Origin of the sequence: Vibrio kasasachensis (assembly GCF_050337565.1) — a bacterium.
In the GTDB taxonomy this organism is placed as follows: domain Bacteria; phylum Pseudomonadota; class Gammaproteobacteria; order Enterobacterales; family Vibrionaceae; genus Vibrio; species Vibrio kasasachensis.
The window spans coordinates 133,180-153,797 of record NZ_JAKJTB010000010.1; the positions used below are offsets into that span (position 1 = coordinate 133,180).

General features: G+C 43.2%; 17 protein-coding genes. 6 read left to right on the top strand and 11 right to left on the bottom strand.

What is annotated here, in order from left to right; genetic code table 11:
- Positions 1-5: 5 nt before the first annotated feature.
- The 3 genes from L4C38_RS05505 to L4C38_RS05515 are packed head-to-tail and all read right to left on the bottom strand — an operon-like array spanning position 6 to position 2,044.
- On the bottom strand, positions 6-1,316 hold the full coding sequence (locus L4C38_RS05505; protein WP_428796535.1) for a DUF8689 domain-containing protein: 1,311 nt from the start codon (positions 1,314-1,316) through the stop codon (positions 6-8).
- A 19-nt stretch (positions 1,317-1,335) separates the two neighbouring features.
- The gene (locus L4C38_RS05510) at positions 1,336-1,836 is read right to left on the bottom strand and encodes an A24 family peptidase (protein ID WP_428796536.1); all 501 of its coding nucleotides are present in this window, start codon (positions 1,834-1,836) and stop codon (positions 1,336-1,338) included.
- Positions 1,837-1,858: 22 nt separating this feature from the next.
- The gene (locus tag L4C38_RS05515) at positions 1,859-2,044 is read right to left on the bottom strand and encodes a Flp family type IVb pilin (RefSeq protein WP_428796537.1); all 186 of its coding nucleotides are present in this window, start codon (positions 2,042-2,044) and stop codon (positions 1,859-1,861) included.
- Positions 2,045-2,356: 312 nt separating this feature from the next.
- Here L4C38_RS05515 and L4C38_RS05520 point away from each other — a divergent pair, with 312 nt between their 5' ends.
- The 3 genes from L4C38_RS05520 (at position 2,357) to L4C38_RS05530 (ending at position 6,206) form a co-directional block, all read left to right on the top strand.
- Positions 2,357-3,073: a helix-turn-helix domain-containing protein gene (locus L4C38_RS05520; RefSeq protein ID WP_428796538.1), complete on the top strand. Its 717-nt coding sequence runs from the start codon at positions 2,357-2,359 to the stop codon at positions 3,071-3,073.
- Positions 3,074-3,247: 174 nt separating this feature from the next.
- Complete coding sequence (locus L4C38_RS05525) at positions 3,248-4,936, top strand: AMP-binding protein (protein WP_428796539.1); 1,689 nt, start codon at positions 3,248-3,250, stop codon at positions 4,934-4,936.
- Between the two features lie 364 nt (positions 4,937-5,300).
- A complete protein-coding gene (locus L4C38_RS05530) occupies positions 5,301-6,206 on the top strand; it encodes a LysR substrate-binding domain-containing protein (RefSeq protein WP_428796540.1) in 906 nt (301 codons plus the stop codon).
- Positions 6,207-6,212: 6 nt separating this feature from the next.
- On the opposite strand, the gene L4C38_RS05535 is transcribed toward L4C38_RS05530, so the two are convergent.
- Complete coding sequence (locus L4C38_RS05535; protein WP_428796541.1) at positions 6,213-6,416, bottom strand: DUF1127 domain-containing protein; 204 nt, start codon at positions 6,414-6,416, stop codon at positions 6,213-6,215.
- A 98-nt stretch (positions 6,417-6,514) separates the two neighbouring features.
- Here L4C38_RS05535 and L4C38_RS05540 point away from each other — a divergent pair, with 98 nt between their 5' ends.
- Positions 6,515-7,438: a LysR substrate-binding domain-containing protein gene (locus L4C38_RS05540; protein ID WP_428796542.1), complete on the top strand. Its 924-nt coding sequence runs from the start codon at positions 6,515-6,517 to the stop codon at positions 7,436-7,438.
- Positions 7,439-7,523: 85 nt separating this feature from the next.
- Here the strand turns inward: L4C38_RS05540 and fusA are convergent, their stop codons facing one another.
- Both fusA and radA read right to left on the bottom strand, forming a co-directional pair.
- Complete coding sequence (gene fusA, locus L4C38_RS05545) at positions 7,524-9,611, bottom strand: elongation factor G (protein ID WP_428796543.1); 2,088 nt, start codon at positions 9,609-9,611, stop codon at positions 7,524-7,526.
- 390 nt (positions 9,612-10,001) lie between these two features.
- The gene (gene radA / locus L4C38_RS05550; RefSeq protein ID WP_428796544.1) at positions 10,002-11,381 is read right to left on the bottom strand and encodes a DNA repair protein RadA; all 1,380 of its coding nucleotides are present in this window, start codon (positions 11,379-11,381) and stop codon (positions 10,002-10,004) included.
- Between the two features lie 135 nt (positions 11,382-11,516).
- On the opposite strand from radA, the gene L4C38_RS05555 reads away from it, so the two are divergent.
- On the top strand, positions 11,517-13,859 hold the full coding sequence (locus L4C38_RS05555) for a PilZ domain-containing protein (RefSeq protein WP_428796545.1): 2,343 nt from the start codon (positions 11,517-11,519) through the stop codon (positions 13,857-13,859).
- Positions 13,860-13,945: 86 nt separating this feature from the next.
- Here L4C38_RS05555 and serB read toward each other — a convergent pair whose 3' ends face one another.
- The gene (serB, locus tag L4C38_RS05560) at positions 13,946-14,926 is read right to left on the bottom strand and encodes a phosphoserine phosphatase (protein WP_428796546.1); all 981 of its coding nucleotides are present in this window, start codon (positions 14,924-14,926) and stop codon (positions 13,946-13,948) included.
- Between the two features lie 152 nt (positions 14,927-15,078).
- Between serB and L4C38_RS05565 the strand changes: the two genes are divergently transcribed.
- The gene (locus L4C38_RS05565) at positions 15,079-15,681 is read left to right on the top strand and encodes a YtjB family periplasmic protein (RefSeq protein WP_428796547.1); all 603 of its coding nucleotides are present in this window, start codon (positions 15,079-15,081) and stop codon (positions 15,679-15,681) included.
- Between the two features lie 52 nt (positions 15,682-15,733).
- Here L4C38_RS05565 and deoD read toward each other — a convergent pair whose 3' ends face one another.
- The 4 genes from deoD to deoC form a co-directional block, all read right to left on the bottom strand.
- On the bottom strand, positions 15,734-16,453 hold the full coding sequence (gene deoD / locus L4C38_RS05570) for a purine-nucleoside phosphorylase (protein ID WP_428796548.1): 720 nt from the start codon (positions 16,451-16,453) through the stop codon (positions 15,734-15,736).
- 62 nt (positions 16,454-16,515) lie between these two features.
- Complete coding sequence (locus L4C38_RS05575; RefSeq protein ID WP_428796549.1) at positions 16,516-17,736, bottom strand: phosphopentomutase; 1,221 nt, start codon at positions 17,734-17,736, stop codon at positions 16,516-16,518.
- Positions 17,737-17,794: 58 nt separating this feature from the next.
- The gene (deoA, locus tag L4C38_RS05580; RefSeq protein WP_428796550.1) at positions 17,795-19,123 is read right to left on the bottom strand and encodes a thymidine phosphorylase; all 1,329 of its coding nucleotides are present in this window, start codon (positions 19,121-19,123) and stop codon (positions 17,795-17,797) included.
- Positions 19,124-19,358: 235 nt separating this feature from the next.
- Positions 19,359-20,138, bottom strand: a complete 780-nt coding sequence (gene deoC, locus L4C38_RS05585) for a deoxyribose-phosphate aldolase (protein ID WP_428796551.1) — start codon at positions 20,136-20,138, stop codon at positions 19,359-19,361.
- Between the last annotated feature and the right edge of the window lie 480 nt (positions 20,139-20,618).

Sequence of the window (20,618 nt, forward strand, 5' to 3'; positions counted from 1 at the left end):
CCCTGTTAATCAATGGTAAAATACAATCCCCAAGCACTACGCAGTATCATTGGAGACACTAACTTGTCTTTTTCATCAAACACTAATATATCTCGACTGATACCGAGTAAGTCTTTGGGTAGACATGGGTAAAACTCCACTTGACGATCGCGGTGAAGTTCAAAAAGCACCTCAAAAAAACCGTCACATAGCTCAAGTTGTTTTTCCTTCGCAACTGATTCCCAAAGCTCTATGTAGTCCGATTCATCAAGTGGACTAAATTCAATTTTGTAACCAATACGGCGTAAAAATGCAGGGTCTGCAATTGAGCTTGGTGGCAAGTTTGATGAAAAGGCGAGTGTTAAGTAGAAAGGCACACTAATTTGCTGACCATTAGGCAAACTTAAGTGATCAACCATATATTCCATTGGCACTATCCAGCGGTTAAGCAGCGCCTCTACTGGCATAGTTTGTCTGCCCAGATCATCAATGACCAAAATGCCATTGTTTGCCATCATCTGTAGTGGGGCATTCCAAACACGGTTATGCTCATTCTGGTTTACCTCCAGCATTTCCATGGTCAATTCACCACCAACCTGAATATTGGGTCGCTCACAAAGCACCCAGCGTTTATCGTAGTGACTCTCTAAACTGGCAAAATTCTGACTGTGATTGTCATCCAGTCGCCGATGATGCTGAGCAGAAAAAACACGAATAATATTTCCATCGGCATACACAGCATATGGAATAAAGACTGAGGTATTCAGGGCATTAAGAACTTTGGAAGCAACAAAGCTTTTACCCGTACCTGCATGCCCATAGAGAAGTAATGCTCTACCTGAGTTAATCGCTGGACCTAATATTGGCACCAAATGTTGTGAGCCATAAACCTCTTCTAAAGCTCGATTCACATCACTGCGGGTAATTGGGTTTATGCGGATATCTTGCGCTTGTACAGCATCAATATATTCAGTCAATGCAATTGGTATCGGACCTAAATATGCGTCTTTATGGTAGGCGATATCCGCTTCTGAGATACCGAGCTCTGTTAATCCGTATCGCACATCAGAATAGACACTACTGGAGAAGTCCGTTGTCGGCTGATAAACAGTGACTAGGTTTCGATTCCTCAGTTGCACTAAAGCATCTTCAACAATATGTGAAACAACACCTAAACGTTGGGTCAATTCGATCAAGTCGCTTTTAGGGTAAGCGTATAAAAACTTAAGCAGTAGGTTTTCTATAACCACCGCAGGAATGCCTAATGCTTTACTATTCGCCGGAACTTTGGGAGGTGATATCTGCGGTACCAGTTCATTTTTTAACGATGATCCCATCACTTCCTCCTCGGTATACCTAATAAAAATAGTAGTAACTCGCTAGCCCTATCACCACAGCTGGAGCAAAAGGAATAACCAACTGAGTTTTGTGTTGATACTTAAAACTCACTCTTTGGTAGTAGTAACTCCTAACGTTGTGTTGCAAGGAGATCCCTGAACAAGCAAGATATTGTGCTAAATAAAAGCAGCTGATCACGCCACCAGCTAGAATGATTGCAATCGATGCAGCTGCTAATTGGCTTAATCCGAGCCAAAGCCCAACCACAAACAGCAGCTTTACATCTCCGGCAGCCATGGCTCGCTTCCAATAAAGTAGCAATGTCACCGCGAAGGCTGTCAGTCCACCCAATAAATGTTCAAGCCACTGTCCGCTATTAAAAGTTGCAATAAAAACAACCGTTACAAGCAGTAGCAGCAATACCATTACGTTAGGAATTCGGTGTCTCTGTGCATCCGAGACACCGATAACTAACAACAACCCCCAAAAGAGAAGTGCTATAACGTGTATTGAATTCATATCCTTGCTATTTTCACATAACTTAAGGCGTTGGGTTTACGGTGCTTATTGCTGTAGCGACCGTTGTAAATTTTGCTGCCAATGTGCTCCAGAAACCAATCGATAATAATGCAGCTACGATGAGTGCAGCGCCCAAGATGTACTCTAAAAGAGTTAGACCTTCTTCATCTTCAATAAACTTTTGAATTTCATTGCGTATTGCTTTCATATCCATATCCTCAACTTAAACAAAGTATTTTTTAACAGCTCGCTTATCTCTCGGTGCTGTTAAATAACAGTAGGACATCAGGAAATTCTAGGGTTAGGATTATTTTGCCAACTCATTGCACATTCTTGCCATCACCTAAAACAGCACTGTCAAGTAAATAAGATCACGTTTTTCGGTATGTTTACTAAAATAGTTATATGCAATGAATAATTGAACTATTCAATTAGACACTTAAAAAAATAACTACAACAAACAATCCACTCTCGTCAGCATTGGTTAGGAGGGAATAATAAAATAATCTGGAGTCTAGGTATGAGAGAGAATTTAGCCACAGTTCACTGGCTTGGGGCACCCATTCGACATTGCTCTCCCTATTTTGTCAGCATGATTGAGAAGCGCTTTAATGTGATCGACTGTCAGCAAGACACCGCTGTATTGAGCGAAAAAACAGTTCGATACTGTTTCTTTTTTTATCGTCCTCAATATTCACAGTGCTTAAATAGCGCTATCTTAATGTGCCAAAATCTTGATAAACAATTGATTGTTATTCACGCAAACGACACCAATAGAGAATCCTTATCTAGCCCAGTTATTGTTGAGCGCTATCAACTCAATCCACGCAGCGCACAAGAATGGCTAAATAAAATCGAAATTCGTTTCTTCTTGGATGTTTCCTCTCACCCGAGTTTACGCACTTTCCAAGGCAATATTGATCTTGATATCAGCCCTGCTCTTCTTTATGTCTCTGAAAATATTCAAAAAGAAATTCGTGAGGAAAAAGCCGCAGCGCTATGTCATTACTCAGTGACTTATTTTTCAAAAATTTTCAGTAAAAAAGTAGGCATGTGTTTTAGGGATTACGTCATTCATCAAAGAATTGAAATAGCTAAGCGTATGTTGACAGTGAATGCCAATACCAAAATAGCTTATGTTGCCTATTTGTGTGGTTACCAAGATGTGTCTTATTTCTCTCGAATATTCAAAAAGAAAACGGGTTCAACACCCGGGGAATATCGACAGAATTACTAGCTCACACTTATCCTCGATAAAATTCCCTTAATGTCTATCATCATGCTAAAGTTAACAATGTGTTAACAAAAATTCCTCCTTTTAGTTTGATTACGTTGTACGCATGGTCCGCTCTCTACTCTGTGGTGAGTATCAATACTTAAAGGAGTATCACTAATAACAGGGAGTTAACCAATGAATCAACCTAACGAGTTGAAAATAAAGGGATGTACTTTACCAACACCAAATGAAATGATTTTAAAGTGGGCGTCAGAGCGCCCCAATGAAATCTATCTAAAACAAATCATCAATCGCCAATTTGTTGAATACACCTATGCGGAGGTGGCTGATAAAGCACTGCGCCTTGTAACGGCACTGCGCGAACTAGGGATTCAACCCGGTGATAAAGTGGCACTGATTTCGAAAAACTGTGCTGAGTGGTTTATTTGTGATATAGCAATGATGCTAGGCGATTACATCAGTGTGCCAGTATTCCCAACCGCTGGGGCAGAAACTATAGAGCACTGTGTCACGCACAGTGAAAGTAAGGTTTTGATTGGTGGCAAACTCGATGATGCTAAAGCAACTGAGCAAATCATTGATAAGTACCATAACTTAATCACCATTAGCTTAGCTTACGATAGTGCACCCCAAAATTGCCAATATCAGTTTAATCAGTTAATTGAAAATGCTGAACCGAGTCAAGAACGACCAATTCATTATGACGATAAACTGATGTCTATCGTTTACACTTCAGGCACCTCTGGGCTTCCAAAAGGAGCGATGCTCACTTACGGGGCTTTCTCTTGGTCGGCACAGCAATTAATCAATCATATTGGGATTGAAAAAGGCGATCGCCTTTTCTCCTATCTACCGCTTGCTCACATTACCGAGCGGGTGTATATCTTCGGTTCTTCAATCCTCGGAGGGGTGCAAACCGCATTTCCTGAGTCACTTGAAACCTTCATTGAAGATGTAAAGATGCAGCGCCCGACACTGTTTATCTCCGTGCCTCGTTTATGGACGCTATTCCAGCAACGTATTCAAGATAAATTGCCACAGAAAAAACTGAATATTCTGCTTAAAATTCCATTTGTGAACTCATTAATTAAGAAAAAACTCGCAGACGGTTTAGGGCTAGATGAAGCACGTGTTTTAGGTTGTGGCTCTGCACCAGTTTCACCTGCGCTACTCAATTGGTATCACAGCATTGGCTTAAACATTACTGAAGCTTGGGGGATGACGGAGTCTTTTGCGTACAGCACACTCAACTACCCCTTCCGCGCCGATAAGATTGGCAGTGTCGGCAATGCAGGCCCAGGTATCGAGCTAAAAATCGCCACCGATGAAGAGATCATGGTACGCGGTAAAGGGTTTTTCTCTGGCTACTACAAAAATGATGAAGCCACTGAAGAGTCATTTGATGCTGACGGCTGGCTGCATACTGGTGATATCGGCTTTTTAGATGATGAAGGTTATCTCACAATTCAAGGACGCAAGAAAGACACCTTTAAGTCTGCCAAAGGGAAATTTGTTGCCCCTGTTCCAATTGAAAAAAAGCTATTTGAATATAGCCGAGTTGAGATGATGTGTTTGATAGGCTCCGGTCTTCCTGCGCCTATTCTTTTGGTCGTACCGCATGATTTCCCCCACTTCGACCGAGAGCGTTATGAACGCACAACTACAAGAGTTGTGACTAGAATGAACAAAACTCTTGAGTCTCATGAACAAATTAAAGGGGTTCTGATGATTAAAGATCCTTGGAGTATCGAGAATGGTATTCTTACCCCTACCTTAAAAATCAAACGTCATGTGTTAGAGAAAAAGTACCATGACACTGGTGCGAGCTGGCCAAAAGATCAATTAGTGGTTTGGGAAGAGTAGCAACATAAAGGGGCATCCGCCCCTTTTATTTATACCCAAGTAACCTCAAGATGCTTGGGTATATAAACCATAATTATAAATACTTCTGATAGTTGGGCTTACTATCTCTATGTATGGTTAACCCTATATCTTGTCTCATATGCGCACTTAAATTTGGTAGAGTTTCCACCTTCTCAAGTAATAAGGGCTTGCCAAAATAGTACTTCCTCTCAAATTTCCATAATTTAAGCTCAACATGCAAATTCCAATGTAACGTCAGTAACAATGGCTCCTCCTATTGCCTCTACCATCTTGATTAGTATTATGTAAATAGCAACTCTTGGTTTCCAACCATCATTTCTTACATTAGATATAATAGAGGCTTATGGATAAGCGATTACGTCATCTAGCAGCATTACGCTACTTTGAATCTGCCGCACGTTTTCAAAGTTATAGCAAAGCTGCTATAGAACTGTGCGTTAGCCAAGCTGCTGTCAGCCAAACCATTCGACGCCTTGAAGATGATCTCGCCTGTAAGTTATTTTTACGCAAAGGGCGTAATATGATACTCACGGCAAAAGGCGAAACTTTGCAAAGTCACGTATCATCTGGCTTTGCTCAGGTTGCTCTCGGTCTTAACAAAATTCAAAATGAGCCTAGAGATGGCTTATTGAAGGTGAGCGCTCCGACATCATTTGCCGCTCGTTGGTTACTTCCTCGGCTTTGGAAATTTTCTTTGGATTACCCTGGTATCCCCATTCGAATCATTAGTACCTGCGAGTCTCTCGACATTCAGCATGGGGAAGTCGATGTTGCTATATGGCAAGGAGATAAGCAGGAAAGTGATGATTCATTGCATAAAGAGCTATTATTGGAAGAAGCTATCTATCCATTTTGCTCGCCTGCACTCGCCGATTCACTAAAACTCTCTAAGCCTGAACAATTACTGAGTTGTTGGTTAATTCATTTTGAAAATTCAAATATTCAATGGAGTAATTGGTTCGAAAAAGCTTCTTTAACCATGGATAAAGAAGCCATTCAGTGGATGGAAGTTGGCACATTTGATATGGCAATGAGCGCTGTCATCGCGGGTCACGGCGCGTGTTTGGCTAGCGATTGTATCGCGGCAGATTTTGTTGATCGGGGTCTATTAATCAAGCCATTCAATATCGAACTCACCCCAGGAATCGCCTTTCATTTATTTACAGCGAAAGAGTCGCCACGTCGAGAACGCATACAGGCATTCTCGCGTTGGCTTCATGATGAAGTATCACAGGTAGGCAATAATTAACCGCCGTTATCGCCAAAAAGGGCGAGCACATTCAATTTTGACTTGCTCCCGGTTTAGCCCTATATCTTGCAGTCGATCCTCGGATAACCTAGCCAATTGCTTTCTTGTCTGATAATTTTGTACCCACAAACGCAATTGAGATAAGAATTTCTTTACCAAACCTACGACGTTTAGCGACCTTTGTTGAGTATATTTGTTGGTAGCGTCCATAAAAATCCCTTATTAATTAGTTCCAGCAAAGGGATAATGGGATACAGCTATGGTTTTCTCAAACGACTAAGATTGACCTTCAGTTAAGGAAAACTAAAGTGAATGAACGTTTACCCCCACTGCAAAGCCTGTACTATTTTCAGATAGCGGCGAAACTTGGTAGCTTCAAACTCGCCGCTGAAACGCTTTTTGTAACCGCAGCAGCGGTTAGCCAGCAAATCCGCCAACTCGAAGACACATTAGGAGTTGAGTTATTCGTACGTCAGCACAGAAAGGTGGTTCTGACTCTAGAGGGGCATCTGCTTTTCCAACACACTGATAAAGGATTTAACCAACTACAACAAGGCGTAAGGCAAATAAATCAAGATCCTCGTCCCAATCAACTTTCAATTTCTACACTGCCATCTTTCGCCCAACACTGGTTGGTTCCACGTATTGGTCACTTCCGCAGCCAAAACCAAAATCAAGAACTGACTATCGAGCCAACCAATCAATTGGTTGATTTCCAAAATTCAAATATCGATTTATGTATTCGATATGGTAGAGGTGATTACTCGAATGTCACCTCTATACATTTAATGGATGAACTCATCTATCCTGTGTGCCACCCCCTATACCAGCAACAACATGCCATTTATCACTTAAGTGACTTGTCTCACGCCGATTTAATCGAAGACACTTGGCCAGACTTCGACTGGAGTAAGTGGTTACTAAATGTTGGTGTCACTGCTTCAAAACCAACTTTACAATACGATGGCTCTCACTTTGTCATCGAAGGTGCACTCGCCGTACAAGGTGTCGCGTTGGCTAAACACACGTTGGTGCAGCGTTATATACGTGAAGGAAAATTAGTCAGAATTGGGCAAATAGCGCAAAAGGCAAATTACAGTTACTATCTCTGCGCGCCTAATGGCTATTTTAGGCGGGAAAAAATACAACAATTTCGCCAATGGATCTTCAGCCAAGTAGAGGAATTTGAAACCGATGCCAAACTCGATGGAGAGATTTTTAACCTAGAGTAACTCTTTGATTTTCTCCATCCACAAACGAAAAAAAACCCTTAAGCATTCGCTTAAGGGTTTATCAATTATCGAGTTAACTTAAGAATTACTTCTTAGCATTACGCTCTTTAACTTCTGCAATCACTGTCTCTGCCACGTTGCTTGGACATGCTGAGTAGTGAGAGAATTCCATTGAGAACTGACCACGGCCAGAAGTCATTGTACGTAGAGTACCGATGTAACCAAACATTTCTGAAAGAGGTACATCACCCTTGATACGTACGCCAGTTGTACCAGCTTGTTGGTCTTTGATCATACCACGACGACGGTTAAGGTCACCGATTACATCACCAACATGGTCATCTGGAGTGAACACGTCAACTTTCATGATTGGCTCAAGAAGTTGCGCGCCTGCTTTAGGCATAGACTGACGGAATGCGCCTTTAGCTGCGATTTCGTAAGCGATAGCTGAAGAGTCAACTGCGTGGAAGCCACCGTCGAATAGTTCAACTTCTACATCTAGAGTAGGGAAGCCAGCTAGAACACCGTTGTCCATCATGCTAGCGAAGCCTTTCTCTACTGCAGGCCAGAATTCTTTAGGTACGTTACCACCAACTACTACAGAGCGGAACGTGAAACCTGAATTTGGCTCACCTGGTTTGATACGGTAGTCGATCTTACCGAACTGACCTGAACCACCAGACTGTTTCTTATGCGTGTAGCTATCTTCAACTGCTTGAGTGATAGTTTCACGGTAAGCAACTTGAGGAGCACCTACTTCTAGTTCAACACCGTAAGTACGCTTAAGGATATCAACTTTGATGTCTAGGTGAAGTTCGCCCATACCTTTAAGGATGGTTTCGCCTGAATCTTCGTCAGTCTCAACTTGGAAAGATGGATCTTCTGAAACCATTTTACCAATCGCAACACCCATTTTCTCAGAACCGTTTTTATCTTTAGGCTTAACAGCGATAGAGATTACTGGTTCTGGGAAGATCATTGGCTCAAGAGTTACTTCGTGCTTAGGATCACATAGAGTGTGACCAGTCTTCACGTTCTTCATACCAACAACAGCGATGATGTCACCAGCTTGTGCTGAATCGATCTCGTTACGCTCATCTGCGTGCATCTCAACCATACGGCCGATACGTTCTGTTTTACCAGTTGCTGAGTTAAGGATCGTGTCACCTTTCTTCAGTTTACCAGCGTAGATACGGATGAAGGTTAGTGCACCGAAACGGTCGTCCATGATTTTGAACGCAAGCGCTTTTAGTGGCTCGTCTACTGATACAACAGCGAATTCGCCAGTTGGTTCACCAGTTTCTGAGTCAGTTAGTGGTTGAGGATCTACTTCTGTTGGAGAAGGTAGGTAATCAACTACTGCGTCAAGAATAAGCTGGATGCCTTTGTTCTTGTATGCTGAACCGCCGTAAGTTGGGAAGAACGCTAGGTCACGTGTACCTTTACGGATACAACGTTTGATGTCTTCTAGAGAAGGCTCTTCACCTTCCATGTAAGCCATCATTAGCTCGTCGTCTTGCTCAACTGCAGTTTCGATTAGCATTTCACGGTATTCTGCCGCTTTCTCAACCATATCCGCAGGGATATCTAGAACTTCGTAATTCTCAGGTTGACCAGACTCGTCCCATACGTAAGCTTTTTGGCTTAGTACGTCTACAACACCAACGAAATCATCTTCGATACCGATAGGTAGAGTCATTACTAGTGGAGTAGCACCTAAAACTTTTTCTACTTGGCCACAAACTTTGTAGAAGTCTGCACCCATGCGGTCTAGTTTGTTGATGAAGATTAGACGAGATACATGAGATTCGTCAGCGTAACGCCAGTTGGTTTCAGACTGAGGCTCAACACCACCAGAACCACAGAATACACCGATACCACCGTCAAGTACTTTTAGAGAACGGTAAACTTCAATTGTGAAGTCAACGTGTCCAGGAGTGTCGATGATGTTTAGGCGGTAATCGTTCCAGAAACAAGTAGTAGCAGCAGACTGGATTGTGATACCGCGTTCAGCTTCCTGCTCCATGAAGTCAGTAGTAGTTGAACCGTCGTGTGTATCACCGATCTTGTGGATTTTACCAGTTAGCTTAAGGATACGCTCTGTAGAGGTAGTTTTACCCGCGTCTACGTGAGCAAAAATACCAATGTTTCTGTATTTTGATAAATCAGTCATTGTCTTACTCTGTTAATAAGGTATAAAGTGCGCGCAGAGTATATCATATTCTGTCAAGACTGATAGCCTCGCGTGCGGTTGCGTGAAAAAAAATGTTTTGACCGCTTTGCCCCTGTCAAAGGATAGCTAAGTTTATTTAATTCAGCTTAAAACCACTCGATTTTGAAACCACACTTTCTTAACTATTGTGGGATCTCAACATCATCGTGGGGCAAAAAACATTCTTCAATAGAATTTACTTATCCGAATGGATGGATTGCTATTCATTTTCGATCGAGATGATCAAGTATGAAGCAACTCTGCTTTTAGCTCAATATCTAGCAACCGAACAAATTAATATTGTTCAGATTAACGTCAATCTTGTGTTGGATGTTTGTACGGTATTGTCACTTATAATTCATCAAAAGCTTCAATCGCCTCTGAGAGTTTCTTTACGCCATGTATTTGCATACCCGCAATCCCACCTTTTGGCATATTAGCGGCTGGAACGATCGCTTTCTTGAAACCATGTTTAAACGCTTCATTCAAGCGCTCTTGTCCACTTGGTACAGGGCGAATCTCTCCCGCAAGACCGACTTCACCAAAGACCACCACGTCTTTCGGCAAAGGGCGGTCTTTAAAACTAGAGAGTAGCGCCATAACTAACGCTAAATCTGCGCTGGTTTCAGTCACTTTTACGCCACCGACTACATTAACAAACACATCTTGATCTGCCATTTGCAGACCACCGTGCTTATGCAATACGGCAAGTAGCAATGACAAGCGGTTTTGCTCTAAACCTACTGCCACACGTCTTGGATTTGCCAATTGTGAATAATCGACCAAAGCTTGGATTTCGACTAACAGTGGGCGGGTACCTTCCCAGACCACCATAACGGAGCTACCTGATGTTTCTTCCTCACCACGCGAAAGAAATATTGCGGATGGATTACTCACTTCACGTAATCCTTGCCCTGTCATGGCAAATACACCCAACTCGTTCACGGCACCAAAACGGTTTTTGTGGCTGCGTAATGTTCTAAATCGACTATCTGTTCCACCATCCAATAAGACCGAACAGTCGATGATATGCTCGAGCACCTTAGGACCAGCCAAAGTTCCATCTTTAGTTACGTGACCCACCATAAACACCGCTACATTGTTTTGCTTGGCGTATCGCGTGAGCGCCGTGGCTGATTCTCTTACCTGAGCCACAGTGCCCGGAGAGGACTGTACATCTGCTACGTGCATGACCTGAATCGAGTCAATCACCATTATTTTAGGCTGTTCTTTCTCGGCAATCTGGCAAATACGATCAACGTTGGTTTCTGAGAGCATCTTAAGATTATCTTTAGGTAACCCCAAACGTGATGCTCGCATCGCAACTTGTTGTAACGATTCTTCACCGGTGACGTAAAGTGTTGGCATTGTTGATGACAACTGACACATTGTTTGTAGCAATAACGTCGATTTACCTGCGCCCGGGCTACCACCAATTAAAATCGCAGCCCCCGGCACGACACCACCACCAAGTACGCGATCCAACTCTTTAAAACCACTGGTGAAACGCGGCACTTCTTGTAAATCAATTTCAGACAAAGTTTGTACTTTGCTTTCCGTCACGTCACCAGCGTATCCCATTAGGCGCTCATTTCTCGCCACTGAGGGAGAGGCAGCGAGCCTAACTTCACTAATCGTATTCCATGCGCCACAGGCGCTACATTGACCTTGCCAGCGAGGAAAGTCTGCACCGCAATCATTGCAAACATATGCGCGTTTTGCTTTTGCCATGTAACCTCAATTGAATTTTGTGATGGTGGCAGCTTAATAAGCCAAGTTATGGGCTTGATTCGCCGTAACATATCACTAAAGATCTATTAATCAAGGCCGATATCATTATGACCGGGAAGGATACTCCAAAAAAACATGCATCAGACTGAAATTTTATCCATCGCAGAAAGACTGATTCCCGTCTATAACACGGCGGATTTTAAGTACCTACTATCCAAGCTGACGGATGGCGAGCCTCCATCATTAAAAATCTTGGTTAAGATGGAATTGAAACGTTTGATGTCACCTTGTTATCGCTCTATCGATTTACGAGGTCGAGTAAAAGGAGAATGTCGGGAATACGAATTAGACGGCATCATTCATTGGCTGGATGATGTGGCATTTAATACCTATCACAAAAATGTTCGTAAATTTGATGGTTATACTGAAGGTGTTTTTGACGCTTTATGTAATACTCGTAATAGCTTTAAAGTCATGAACCAGAAAGGCAAGCCGCAAGGCGCAGACCTAACTAACACCTCAATTAACTTTAATGCTGAACCCATAGTCATGGGTTATGACTTAAAACGTAAAGAAAACCGCCTTAAGCTTTCTACTCAAATAGAAATGCATCTATCCAACGATCAACTGGTGCACGGCATTACTGTCGATGTTTCCCCTTCAGGTGGAAAATTCAAAGTACCTTCTGCATTTGATTACAAACTCGGTGAAATCATTTCCGTTCAATTTTCAGAACTGGCACGCTTAAGTAAAATTCCCAATATTGAACAGCCGATTAACTATCGTATCGTGGGAATCGATGAGTCATTTGAAAATGATGCTGTTAATTTTCTGCGTGTCATCAAAATTGATGATATTAAGCTCATTGACGATATCATGGCGTATTGCCTGCAAAATGATGCCCAAAGAGCACGGCATGATAATCAAGACAAAGTCATACGCGCACGCTCCCGAGGTTACGAGCACAACCACCTAAAGCATACCTGTAACTTACCCATTTTCTTCAGTGGTAACGAGTTAAAACTCGTATTAATGACTGAAAACAATCAAAGCATCTGGCAATACTGGAACGATGAGCGCAATCAACTCACTTTATCCAATCTGTTTAGTCCTGAGCGCATGGCGCAACTCACTCAGCCAGGCGTTCGCGGAAGTAATAGTGTACTTTATTCATTCAAGCACCAACACGGCAGGAAAGATCTCTTCTTTTCAATGATGATCCCTGAAGCGAACCGTGAACTACGCCAGTTGTTTTGGCATGTCGGGGCGCGAAAAGAGAGCTGGAAGGTTTTTCGAATTTCTGTTTTTGAGTTGTCCGCTGAAGAGCGAGAGATGTTTAGTGACTTAGCAGAAGAATCTCTCGAATTAACCAAAGGTTTAACGCACTTTGCTATGTTGCAAGAAATCTCTGACGCCTGCTCAGGCAAAGACTATTTACTCAGTGAAAAACCTAGACTCAACACCTCAGAGCTCAATCAATTCCGCCATAAACGTAACTGCACCCATGTACCTGTTAGCTTATATTTTGATGCGCAGAATCGTCGTAAAGAACCTCGCTATCAATTTCGTTCCCCGCTATTTTTAACCTCTGATGAACAGCAAGCATCAGGGGTAACATTAGATATTTCAAAGCACGGGCTTTATGTCGCGTTAAGTTCACCTATTGAGCTCAAAGCTGGCGATCTATGCACCATCAACTTCAGTGAGTTACAACTGTATGACAAATCTTTACCGTTAAACAACGTCCCCTACAAGGTTATTCGCATTAGCCCTGGCGGGAAACGGGTTCAATTAGTAATTGACAATACAGTACAAACTTTAAAGACCATGGCGTTTTTTGGCAGCTTAATAGAGCACAATCAAAGTAAATTGGTTGCTAAGCAAGAAACACTACCAAGCCATGAAATGCTAGAGAACTTACATAATATTCTCTTGGATAAGATGATAAGCACACCATTATTTATAGAGAAAAAAGGACCCAGTCTCAAACCTAAGGTGATTGGGGTTAACTACCCGCTACCAGCTTATCTCACCTTGTTCGCTAAGATGGGACAAAACAACCGATTTTCATTGGAAACGATCTATAAAGGTAGAACGACCACTCTACTTGCCGCGCCAATGAAACGTATCGAAGGTGCCCAACGTCAAGCGCAAGAACTTTATATCTCAGCGATAAAATTCGGCACTCGCATTCAATCGCTGGAAGTAAAGTTATGCTCAGATTTCGAATCCACCAAAGAACGAATCGAGTTCATTAAAAAGAGCCAAAATATGGGTGAGTTCCATTCACTGAGAGTATGCTCAACACCCGTATTTGATCCCATTACGGCTTTGCTCCGCAAAGATCTCGAAGAACTAAGCAGTATCAGCATGCACCAAGCCCGTAGTTTAGAGAAAGAGATTTGTATGATTGTTGGTTACAGTGAATACATTGATATCACTGAAGAAGTGCTTATTCGTTTAGAACTGACTCAATAAATAACTGATCTATTTCCTTACTTATCAAAAAAAGCGAGCTAAACTCGCTTTGTTCCACTTTCTTGCTCCATCACTTTATTGTCAGCTTATGGTAATGGTTTAAAACTGATTTTTTGCTGCTTGATCAATTGAGCGGACAAGATACACAACACCCCCCCTAAACCAATGTATCGCACCGACGTTTGCGCCTGCTGCTCTACTTTCGGTTTGGCATGATAGGCAATTCCTAATCCCGCCACTCCCATCATGACAAGATCATTCGCTCCATCGCCAACAGCAACGGTATTGTGAGGCTCTATCTGATATTGTTCAGCCAACTGAAGCAATATATCCGCTTTGGTTTGCGCGCTGACTACATCACCGAGCACTTGTCCGGTAAGTTTGCCGTCAATGATTTCCAATTGATTCGATTGAGAATGGTCGAGATCAAGCATCTGTTGCAAGTGATCAGAGAAATACGTAAAACCACCAGAAGCGATCGCAGTTTTCCAGCCAAACTTATGTAAAGTTGCCACCAACTGAGGTAGATCAGGCATCAAAGGCAAACCTTGGCGCACTTGTTCTAAAATAGACTCATCAGCCCCAGCAAGTTTACCCACACGCTGGCGAAGGCTTTGCTCAAAATCAAGCTCACCTTGCATCGCTCGCTCAGTAATTTCGGACACTTCCTCCCCGACGCCCGCCAGCTTGGCGATCTCATCAATACACTCAATTTGGATCGCCGTAGAATCCATATCCATCACAATCAAGCCCGGCTTAGTGAGATCAGGGAACTCTCGCAAAGGCGCATAATCCAACTCTAGCGCCTGTAAGATCTCTTCTCTCGCACTTGTGAGTTCCCCTGCCATGAGCGCGACTTCGTATGGTCCAACTTTCCACACATCAACAATGGCATTGAACTCACCAGTAAAGAAATCGATATCTTCAAACTGTTTTGGGCTTAAATAATGTCCGAAAATGATCCAACCGGCTTTGGTTCGGTCGAAATTGGTTGAAGCTTGAGTCTCGGGCAGACGGTTAAGTAGCGTCGTATGACGTCTTATCGCTAATGAATTCAACATATCCATGTAAAATATTCCTATTAAAGTTGCAACCAAGTTACCCTATTGCAATTTGGTTGCGCAAGTCTCAATATGCGTACTGTACGCGATAAATTTAGATTTTTGCCCATTTATCACTACTATTGATAACAATAGTAGTGAGGTTTAGAAGGTAACTCATGGACGCTTCTTTGTTTTCATTTCGTATGGCAATGCGTGTGCTAGCAATTCTTTCCCTGCTTGCTGGCGGTGTCATGATTGCGGTCAACAGTGTCAAGATCACGAAAGGTAATGAACAGATCCAAACTAACCAGCTTGAAACGTTAACTAAAGTACTCATTTCCCAAACATCACTTTCTGCAGGCTCGATGATTGCAGAAGCAGATCAAGAACGCTTGCTCAATCTAACCAACCAGTTAGCACAGGATAATTTAGTATTTGATGCCACCATCTATGATGCCGAAGGTATTCGTTTAGCCTCGAGTGATAAGGCGAAGTCAGTCAGAGAGATTCTCGGTCTCGATACGCCGTTAGAAACAGCTCGAATTGGTCGCCAACAGTTGGTCGAACCCATTATGCACGACAACTCGATTGTGGGCTTCATTCGCATAACGTTTGAAACAGGCAAACTGACCGCATTCTCTGATCACTACTATCGTAAAAGTGATCGCTATATGTATACGATGGTTGGAGTAAGCTTCATCGCGGGTTTCTTGTTGGCATTTATTATTCGTCGTAAACCGCAAAAGAAGGGCGAAAACCAATTGCTCAAAAATGTCTAATTAAAAAAAACCTCAGTTATTAACTGAGGTTTTTTTCGTTTGAAGCAAGAGATTAATCTGCGTCACCAAGTAGAACTGAATCTAGGGCTATTAACATCATATCGTTGAACGTATTTTGACGCTCTTCTGATGTAGTTTGCTCACCCGTTTTAATGTGATCAGAAACGGTACAGATAGTCAGGGCTTTTGCACCGTATTCAGCAGCAACACCGTAGATACCCGCAGCTTCCATTTCAACACCCACAATACCGTATTTGTCCATAACATCGAACATATCTGGATCTGGTGTGTAGAACAATTCAGCCGAGAACAGGTTACCAACTTTTACATCAACGCCACGCGCTTTTGCTGCTTCTTCAGCTGCACGCACCATTTTGTAGTCAGCAATAGCAGAAAAGTCATGACCTTTGAAGCGGATACGGTTTACTTTAGAGTCAGTACAAGCACCCATGCCGATCACTACGTCACGTACTTTGATGTCTTCGTTCACAGCACCACAGCTACCCACGCGAATCACTTTCTTCACACCGAAGTCTTTGATTAGCTCAGTTACGTAGATAGAGCATGAAGGAATGCCCATGCCGTGACCCATTACAGAGATTTTACGACCTTTGTAAGTGCCTGTGTAACCAAACATATTACGAACATCACATACTTGAACTACGTCTTCTAGGAAGGTTTCAGCAATGTATTTAGCACGTAGCGGGTCACCCGGCATCAGTACTACATCTGCAAAAGCGCCCATTTCAGCGTTAATATGTGGAGTTGCCATCGTGTTTTCCTTTTCAAAATAGAAGAAAGGCGTTGCGGCTATCCGCAACGCCATTAAGTAATTTACAAGAAGCTCTTACCGTAATCCATTGGAGATGTAGCAAAATATTCTGCTAACGTCTGTCCAATATCAGCAAACGATTCACGCAAGCCCAATGAGCCTGCTGGAATCTTTTGCCCATAAACCAACACTGGAATATGTTCACGAGTATGATCCGTACCTGGCCATGTTGGGTCACAACCATGGTCTGCGGTTAAGATCAAAATGTCATCTTCTTGCATCAATTCTAGTACTTCGTTGATACGACCATCGAAGTATTCTAATGCAGCAGCGTAACCAGCGACGTCACGACGGTGCCCATAAGCGGAGTCAAAATCCACAAAGTTAGTGAATACTATCGTGTTATCACCAGCAGCTTGAATTTGCTCTAACGTTGCTTCAAACAGCGCAGGGATACCCGTAGCTTTCACTTTCTTAGTGATACCGCAGTTGGCATAGATATCTGCAATCTTACCAATAGAGATCACTTCACCTTGCTTCTCTTCCGCTAGCTTTTGCAACACTGTCGTAGCAGGAGGCTCAACCGAAAGATCGCGGCGGTTACCCGTGCGTTCAAACTGACCTTTACCCGCTCCAATAAATGGACGCGCAATCACTCGACCGATGTTGTAATCAGCCAATTCTTCACGTGCGATTTGGCAAAGCTCTAATAAACGGTCCAAACCGAATGTCTCTTCATGACATGCGATTTGGAACACTGAGTCAGCAGAAGTATAGAAGATCGGCAAACCCGTCTTCATATGCTCTTCGCCCAAATCATCCAGTACTTGCGTACCGGAAGCGTGGCAGTTACCTAAGTAATCGTCTAAACCAGCACGGGCTAAAATGCGGTCCGTCAGCTCTTTAGGAAAGCTGTTGTCCTTATCGGTAAAGTAGCCCCATTCAAACAAAACCGGGACACCAGCGATTTCCCAGTGACCAGACGGTGTGTCTTTACCTGAAGAAAGTTCAGCTGCGTGACCGTAAGCACCAATGATTTCAGCATCAGCATCAAGGCCCGGAGCAAAGCGACCCGTTGACTCTTTGTGCGCCATTGCCAAACCCAGTTTTGATAGGTTTGGTAGCATTAGTGGACCACTGCGCTTATCGTTATCCGCTAAGCCTTTGTCACACTGATCAGCAATATGACCTAAGGTGTCAGAACCAACATCACCAAATTTATCAGCATCAGCGGTTTCGCCAATACCAAATGAGTCTAGGACTAAAATAAATGCTCTTTTCATTACTCATACCTCAGACCCACTTGGCTGTCATTATTACGTTAAGCAGGTCGTGTTAAAATTAAACGTCTTCGGCGCGAATTTGGCAGTATACGTTTGGTGTTGGCGTGTATTCGCCACCAATGATAATGGCTTTGCGCAGCGCCGTTGCGGCTTCTTGCCATTGATCTTCACTACGAGCATGAATAACGGCCAGCGGCTTGTTCTCATCCGCCACTTCGCCTAAGCGGATAAAGCCATCAAAACCAACTGCGTAATCAAGCGTATCAGTCGCTACTCGGCGACCGCCACCCATAGAAACCACCGCCATACCAATTGCGCGAGTATCCATTGCTGAAACCATGCCACTTTGCTCAGCAAACACGGCCTTAATGATTGGTGCTGTTTCTAGGTAGTTGTCGTAGTTTGTAATGAAATCCGCTGGACCACCAAGACCGGCAACCATTTTGCCGAAACATTCAGCGGCTTTGCCATTATCGAGCACTTCCATTAACTTAGCGTTTGCTTCGTCAGTGTCTTTGGCTAACTTGCCAAGTACCAGCATTTCTGCGCAAGACGCTAGCGTCACTTCAAGTAAACGAGGGTTGCGGTATTCACCCGTAAGGAAGCGAACCGCTTCACGTACTTCAACGGCATTACCTGCAGATGAAGCCAATACTTGGTTCATGTCGGTTAAAATTGCAGTGGTCTTAGTACCCGCGCCATTGGCAACAGATACGATAGATTTTGCTAGCTCCTCAGACGCTTCATAAGTTGGCATAAATGCGCCAGAACCCACTTTTACATCCATCACTAGCGACTCAAGACCCGCCGCTAATTTCTTAGATAGAATAGAAGCAGTGATCAGAGAGATGTTGTCGACTGTTGCTGTGATGTCGCGCGTTGCATAAACACGTTTATCTGCCGGAGCTAAGTCCCCCGTTTGGCCAATAATGGCCACACCTGCATCTTTGGTCACTTGACCAAACACTTCATTGGTTGGGGTAATGTTGTAGCCTGGGATCGATTCAAGCTTGTCTAGCGTACCACCAGTATGACCGAGACCTCGACCAGAAATCATTGGTACAAAGCCACCACACGCCGCTACCATAGGACCCAGCATTAGCGATGTTACATCGCCCACGCCACCTGTCGAATGCTTATCAACGATTGGACCCGAAAAATTCATGTGGCTCCAATCAATCACCATGCCTGAATCACGCATTGCACACGTTAATGCAATACGCTCTGGCATCGACATTTCATTGAAGAAAATAGTCATCGCAAACGCTGCGATCTGACCTTCCGATACAGTGTTATTGGCAACGCCTTGAATAAAGAAGTTGATTTCGTCAGCGGTAAGCTCTTCGCCATCGCGCTTTTTACGAATGATCTCTTGAGGTAAATACATTAGATCCTCCCATACTCTGGCGAGTAAGGTTGTAAGATAAAGAGGTCAAAGATAGGACGGCGTTCTACCGACCTATCTTTAATGCAGACATAAACTGATTTGGTCAGTCATACCCTAAATAGTTGGCGTTGCAGCTAGGCGACAAGTAAATTCATTCCTATGAGCATAGACTTCTATGTGATTAGGATGAACTTGCGAAGTCAACAACGCTGCAGCGTCAAATATGACGGGTATGTTAGTAAGCTGCTGGATCAGCTGTTTCGTCTGTCACTTCTAATGTATTCAGAAGACTAGTTAGTAGGCTTGATGCACCAAAACGGTAATGACGAGCGTCAACCCAGTTATCACCAAGAATGTCATCCGCCATTGCTAAGTATGCTGCTGCATCTTCAGCGGTACGTACACCACCAGCTGGTTTGAAACCAACCGTTTCTGCGACGCCCATATCACGAATAACTTCAAGCATCATGCGTGCGTATTCAGGTGTCGCGTTTACTGGCACTTTACCCGTAGAAGTTTTAATAAAGTCAGCACCCGCTTCAATACAGATTTGCGATGCTTTCTTGATTAGCGCTTCTTCTTTAAGTTCACCAGTTTCAATGATTACTTTTAGTAGTACGCCTTCACTACACGCTGCTTTACATTGCTTAACTAGCTCAAAACCAACGTTCTCATCGCCCGCGATTAGCGCACGATATGGAAATACTACATCTACTTCGTCTGCACCGTATGCCACTGCAGCTTTTGTTTCCGCTACTGCAATATCGATGTCATCGTTACCGTGTGGGAAGTTTGTTACCGTTGCAATACGCACTTCAGGCGTACCTTGCTCGCGAAGTGTCTTCTTAGCAATAGGAATAAAGCGAGGGTAAATACAGATTGCAGCCGTGTTGCCTACTGCTGTTTTCGCATCATGACAAAGTGATATTACTTTCGCATCTGTGTCGTCGTCATTTAACGTCGTTAGGTCCATCAGTTGAAGTGCACGTAACGCTGCTGCTTTTAAATCGCTCATTTCTATCTCCGATCAATATTCAAAAATGTGACTGCTTCTTTTGCTCTCTAATTATAGGCAAAGAAGACAGTTATTAATGAACGGACTTGGTTCCTTGAAGACTCGGTGGCAAACAGCAAATTTGCCCCAATTGCTTTCCTTGTCACCGCACAGTACCAGTTTGGCCTATGGCACAACAATCTATGATTGCGGTGTCTTTAATAGCATAGAAAACAGCGCGAGGCATGTTCAATGTGCTGAGTCAGGTAATTCATTTACCCGATAGTGAGAATTAATCGCCAAGTTGAACGCAATTTAATCCAATTTCTATCAATGACTATTACTTTATAAAGAAACCTCTCAAAACTGTAGCAGCAAATAGAACGCAAACGGTTTGTATCTCAAAAAATTTTATTATCGTTTCGGTTCATTTCTGCAACGGTTTAAATCGCTACGAGATAACTATGCCAAAACAAAAAAAGCCCCGCAGCAAACAAATGC

Coding starts and splice junctions, on each gene's coding strand:
- L4C38_RS05555 (WP_428796545.1), top strand. CDS start 11,517: ATGCATCAGACTGAAATTTTATCCATCGCAGAAAGACTGATTCCCGTC.
- L4C38_RS05505 (WP_428796535.1), bottom strand. CDS start 1,316: ATGGGATCATCGTTAAAAAATGAACTGGTACCGCAGATATCACCTCCC.
- deoA (WP_428796550.1), bottom strand. CDS start 19,123: ATGTATTTACCTCAAGAGATCATTCGTAAAAAGCGCGATGGCGAAGAG.
- L4C38_RS05510 (WP_428796536.1), bottom strand. CDS start 1,836: ATGAATTCAATACACGTTATAGCACTTCTCTTTTGGGGGTTGTTGTTA.
- deoD (WP_428796548.1), bottom strand. CDS start 16,453: ATGGCAACTCCACATATTAACGCTGAAATGGGCGCTTTTGCAGATGTA.
- radA (WP_428796544.1), bottom strand. CDS start 11,381: ATGGCAAAAGCAAAACGCGCATATGTTTGCAATGATTGCGGTGCAGAC.
- L4C38_RS05565 (WP_428796547.1), top strand. CDS start 15,079: ATGGACGCTTCTTTGTTTTCATTTCGTATGGCAATGCGTGTGCTAGCA.
- L4C38_RS05525 (WP_428796539.1), top strand. CDS start 3,248: ATGAATCAACCTAACGAGTTGAAAATAAAGGGATGTACTTTACCAACA.
- L4C38_RS05530 (WP_428796540.1), top strand. CDS start 5,301: ATGGATAAGCGATTACGTCATCTAGCAGCATTACGCTACTTTGAATCT.
- deoC (WP_428796551.1), bottom strand. CDS start 20,138: ATGAGCGATTTAAAAGCAGCAGCGTTACGTGCACTTCAACTGATGGAC.
- L4C38_RS05575 (WP_428796549.1), bottom strand. CDS start 17,736: ATGAAAAGAGCATTTATTTTAGTCCTAGACTCATTTGGTATTGGCGAA.
- L4C38_RS05535 (WP_428796541.1), bottom strand. CDS start 6,416: ATGGACGCTACCAACAAATATACTCAACAAAGGTCGCTAAACGTCGTA.
- serB (WP_428796546.1), bottom strand. CDS start 14,926: ATGGATATGTTGAATTCATTAGCGATAAGACGTCATACGACGCTACTT.
- fusA (WP_428796543.1), bottom strand. CDS start 9,611: ATGACTGATTTATCAAAATACAGAAACATTGGTATTTTTGCTCACGTA.
- L4C38_RS05515 (WP_428796537.1), bottom strand. CDS start 2,044: ATGAAAGCAATACGCAATGAAATTCAAAAGTTTATTGAAGATGAAGAA.
- L4C38_RS05520 (WP_428796538.1), top strand. CDS start 2,357: ATGAGAGAGAATTTAGCCACAGTTCACTGGCTTGGGGCACCCATTCGA.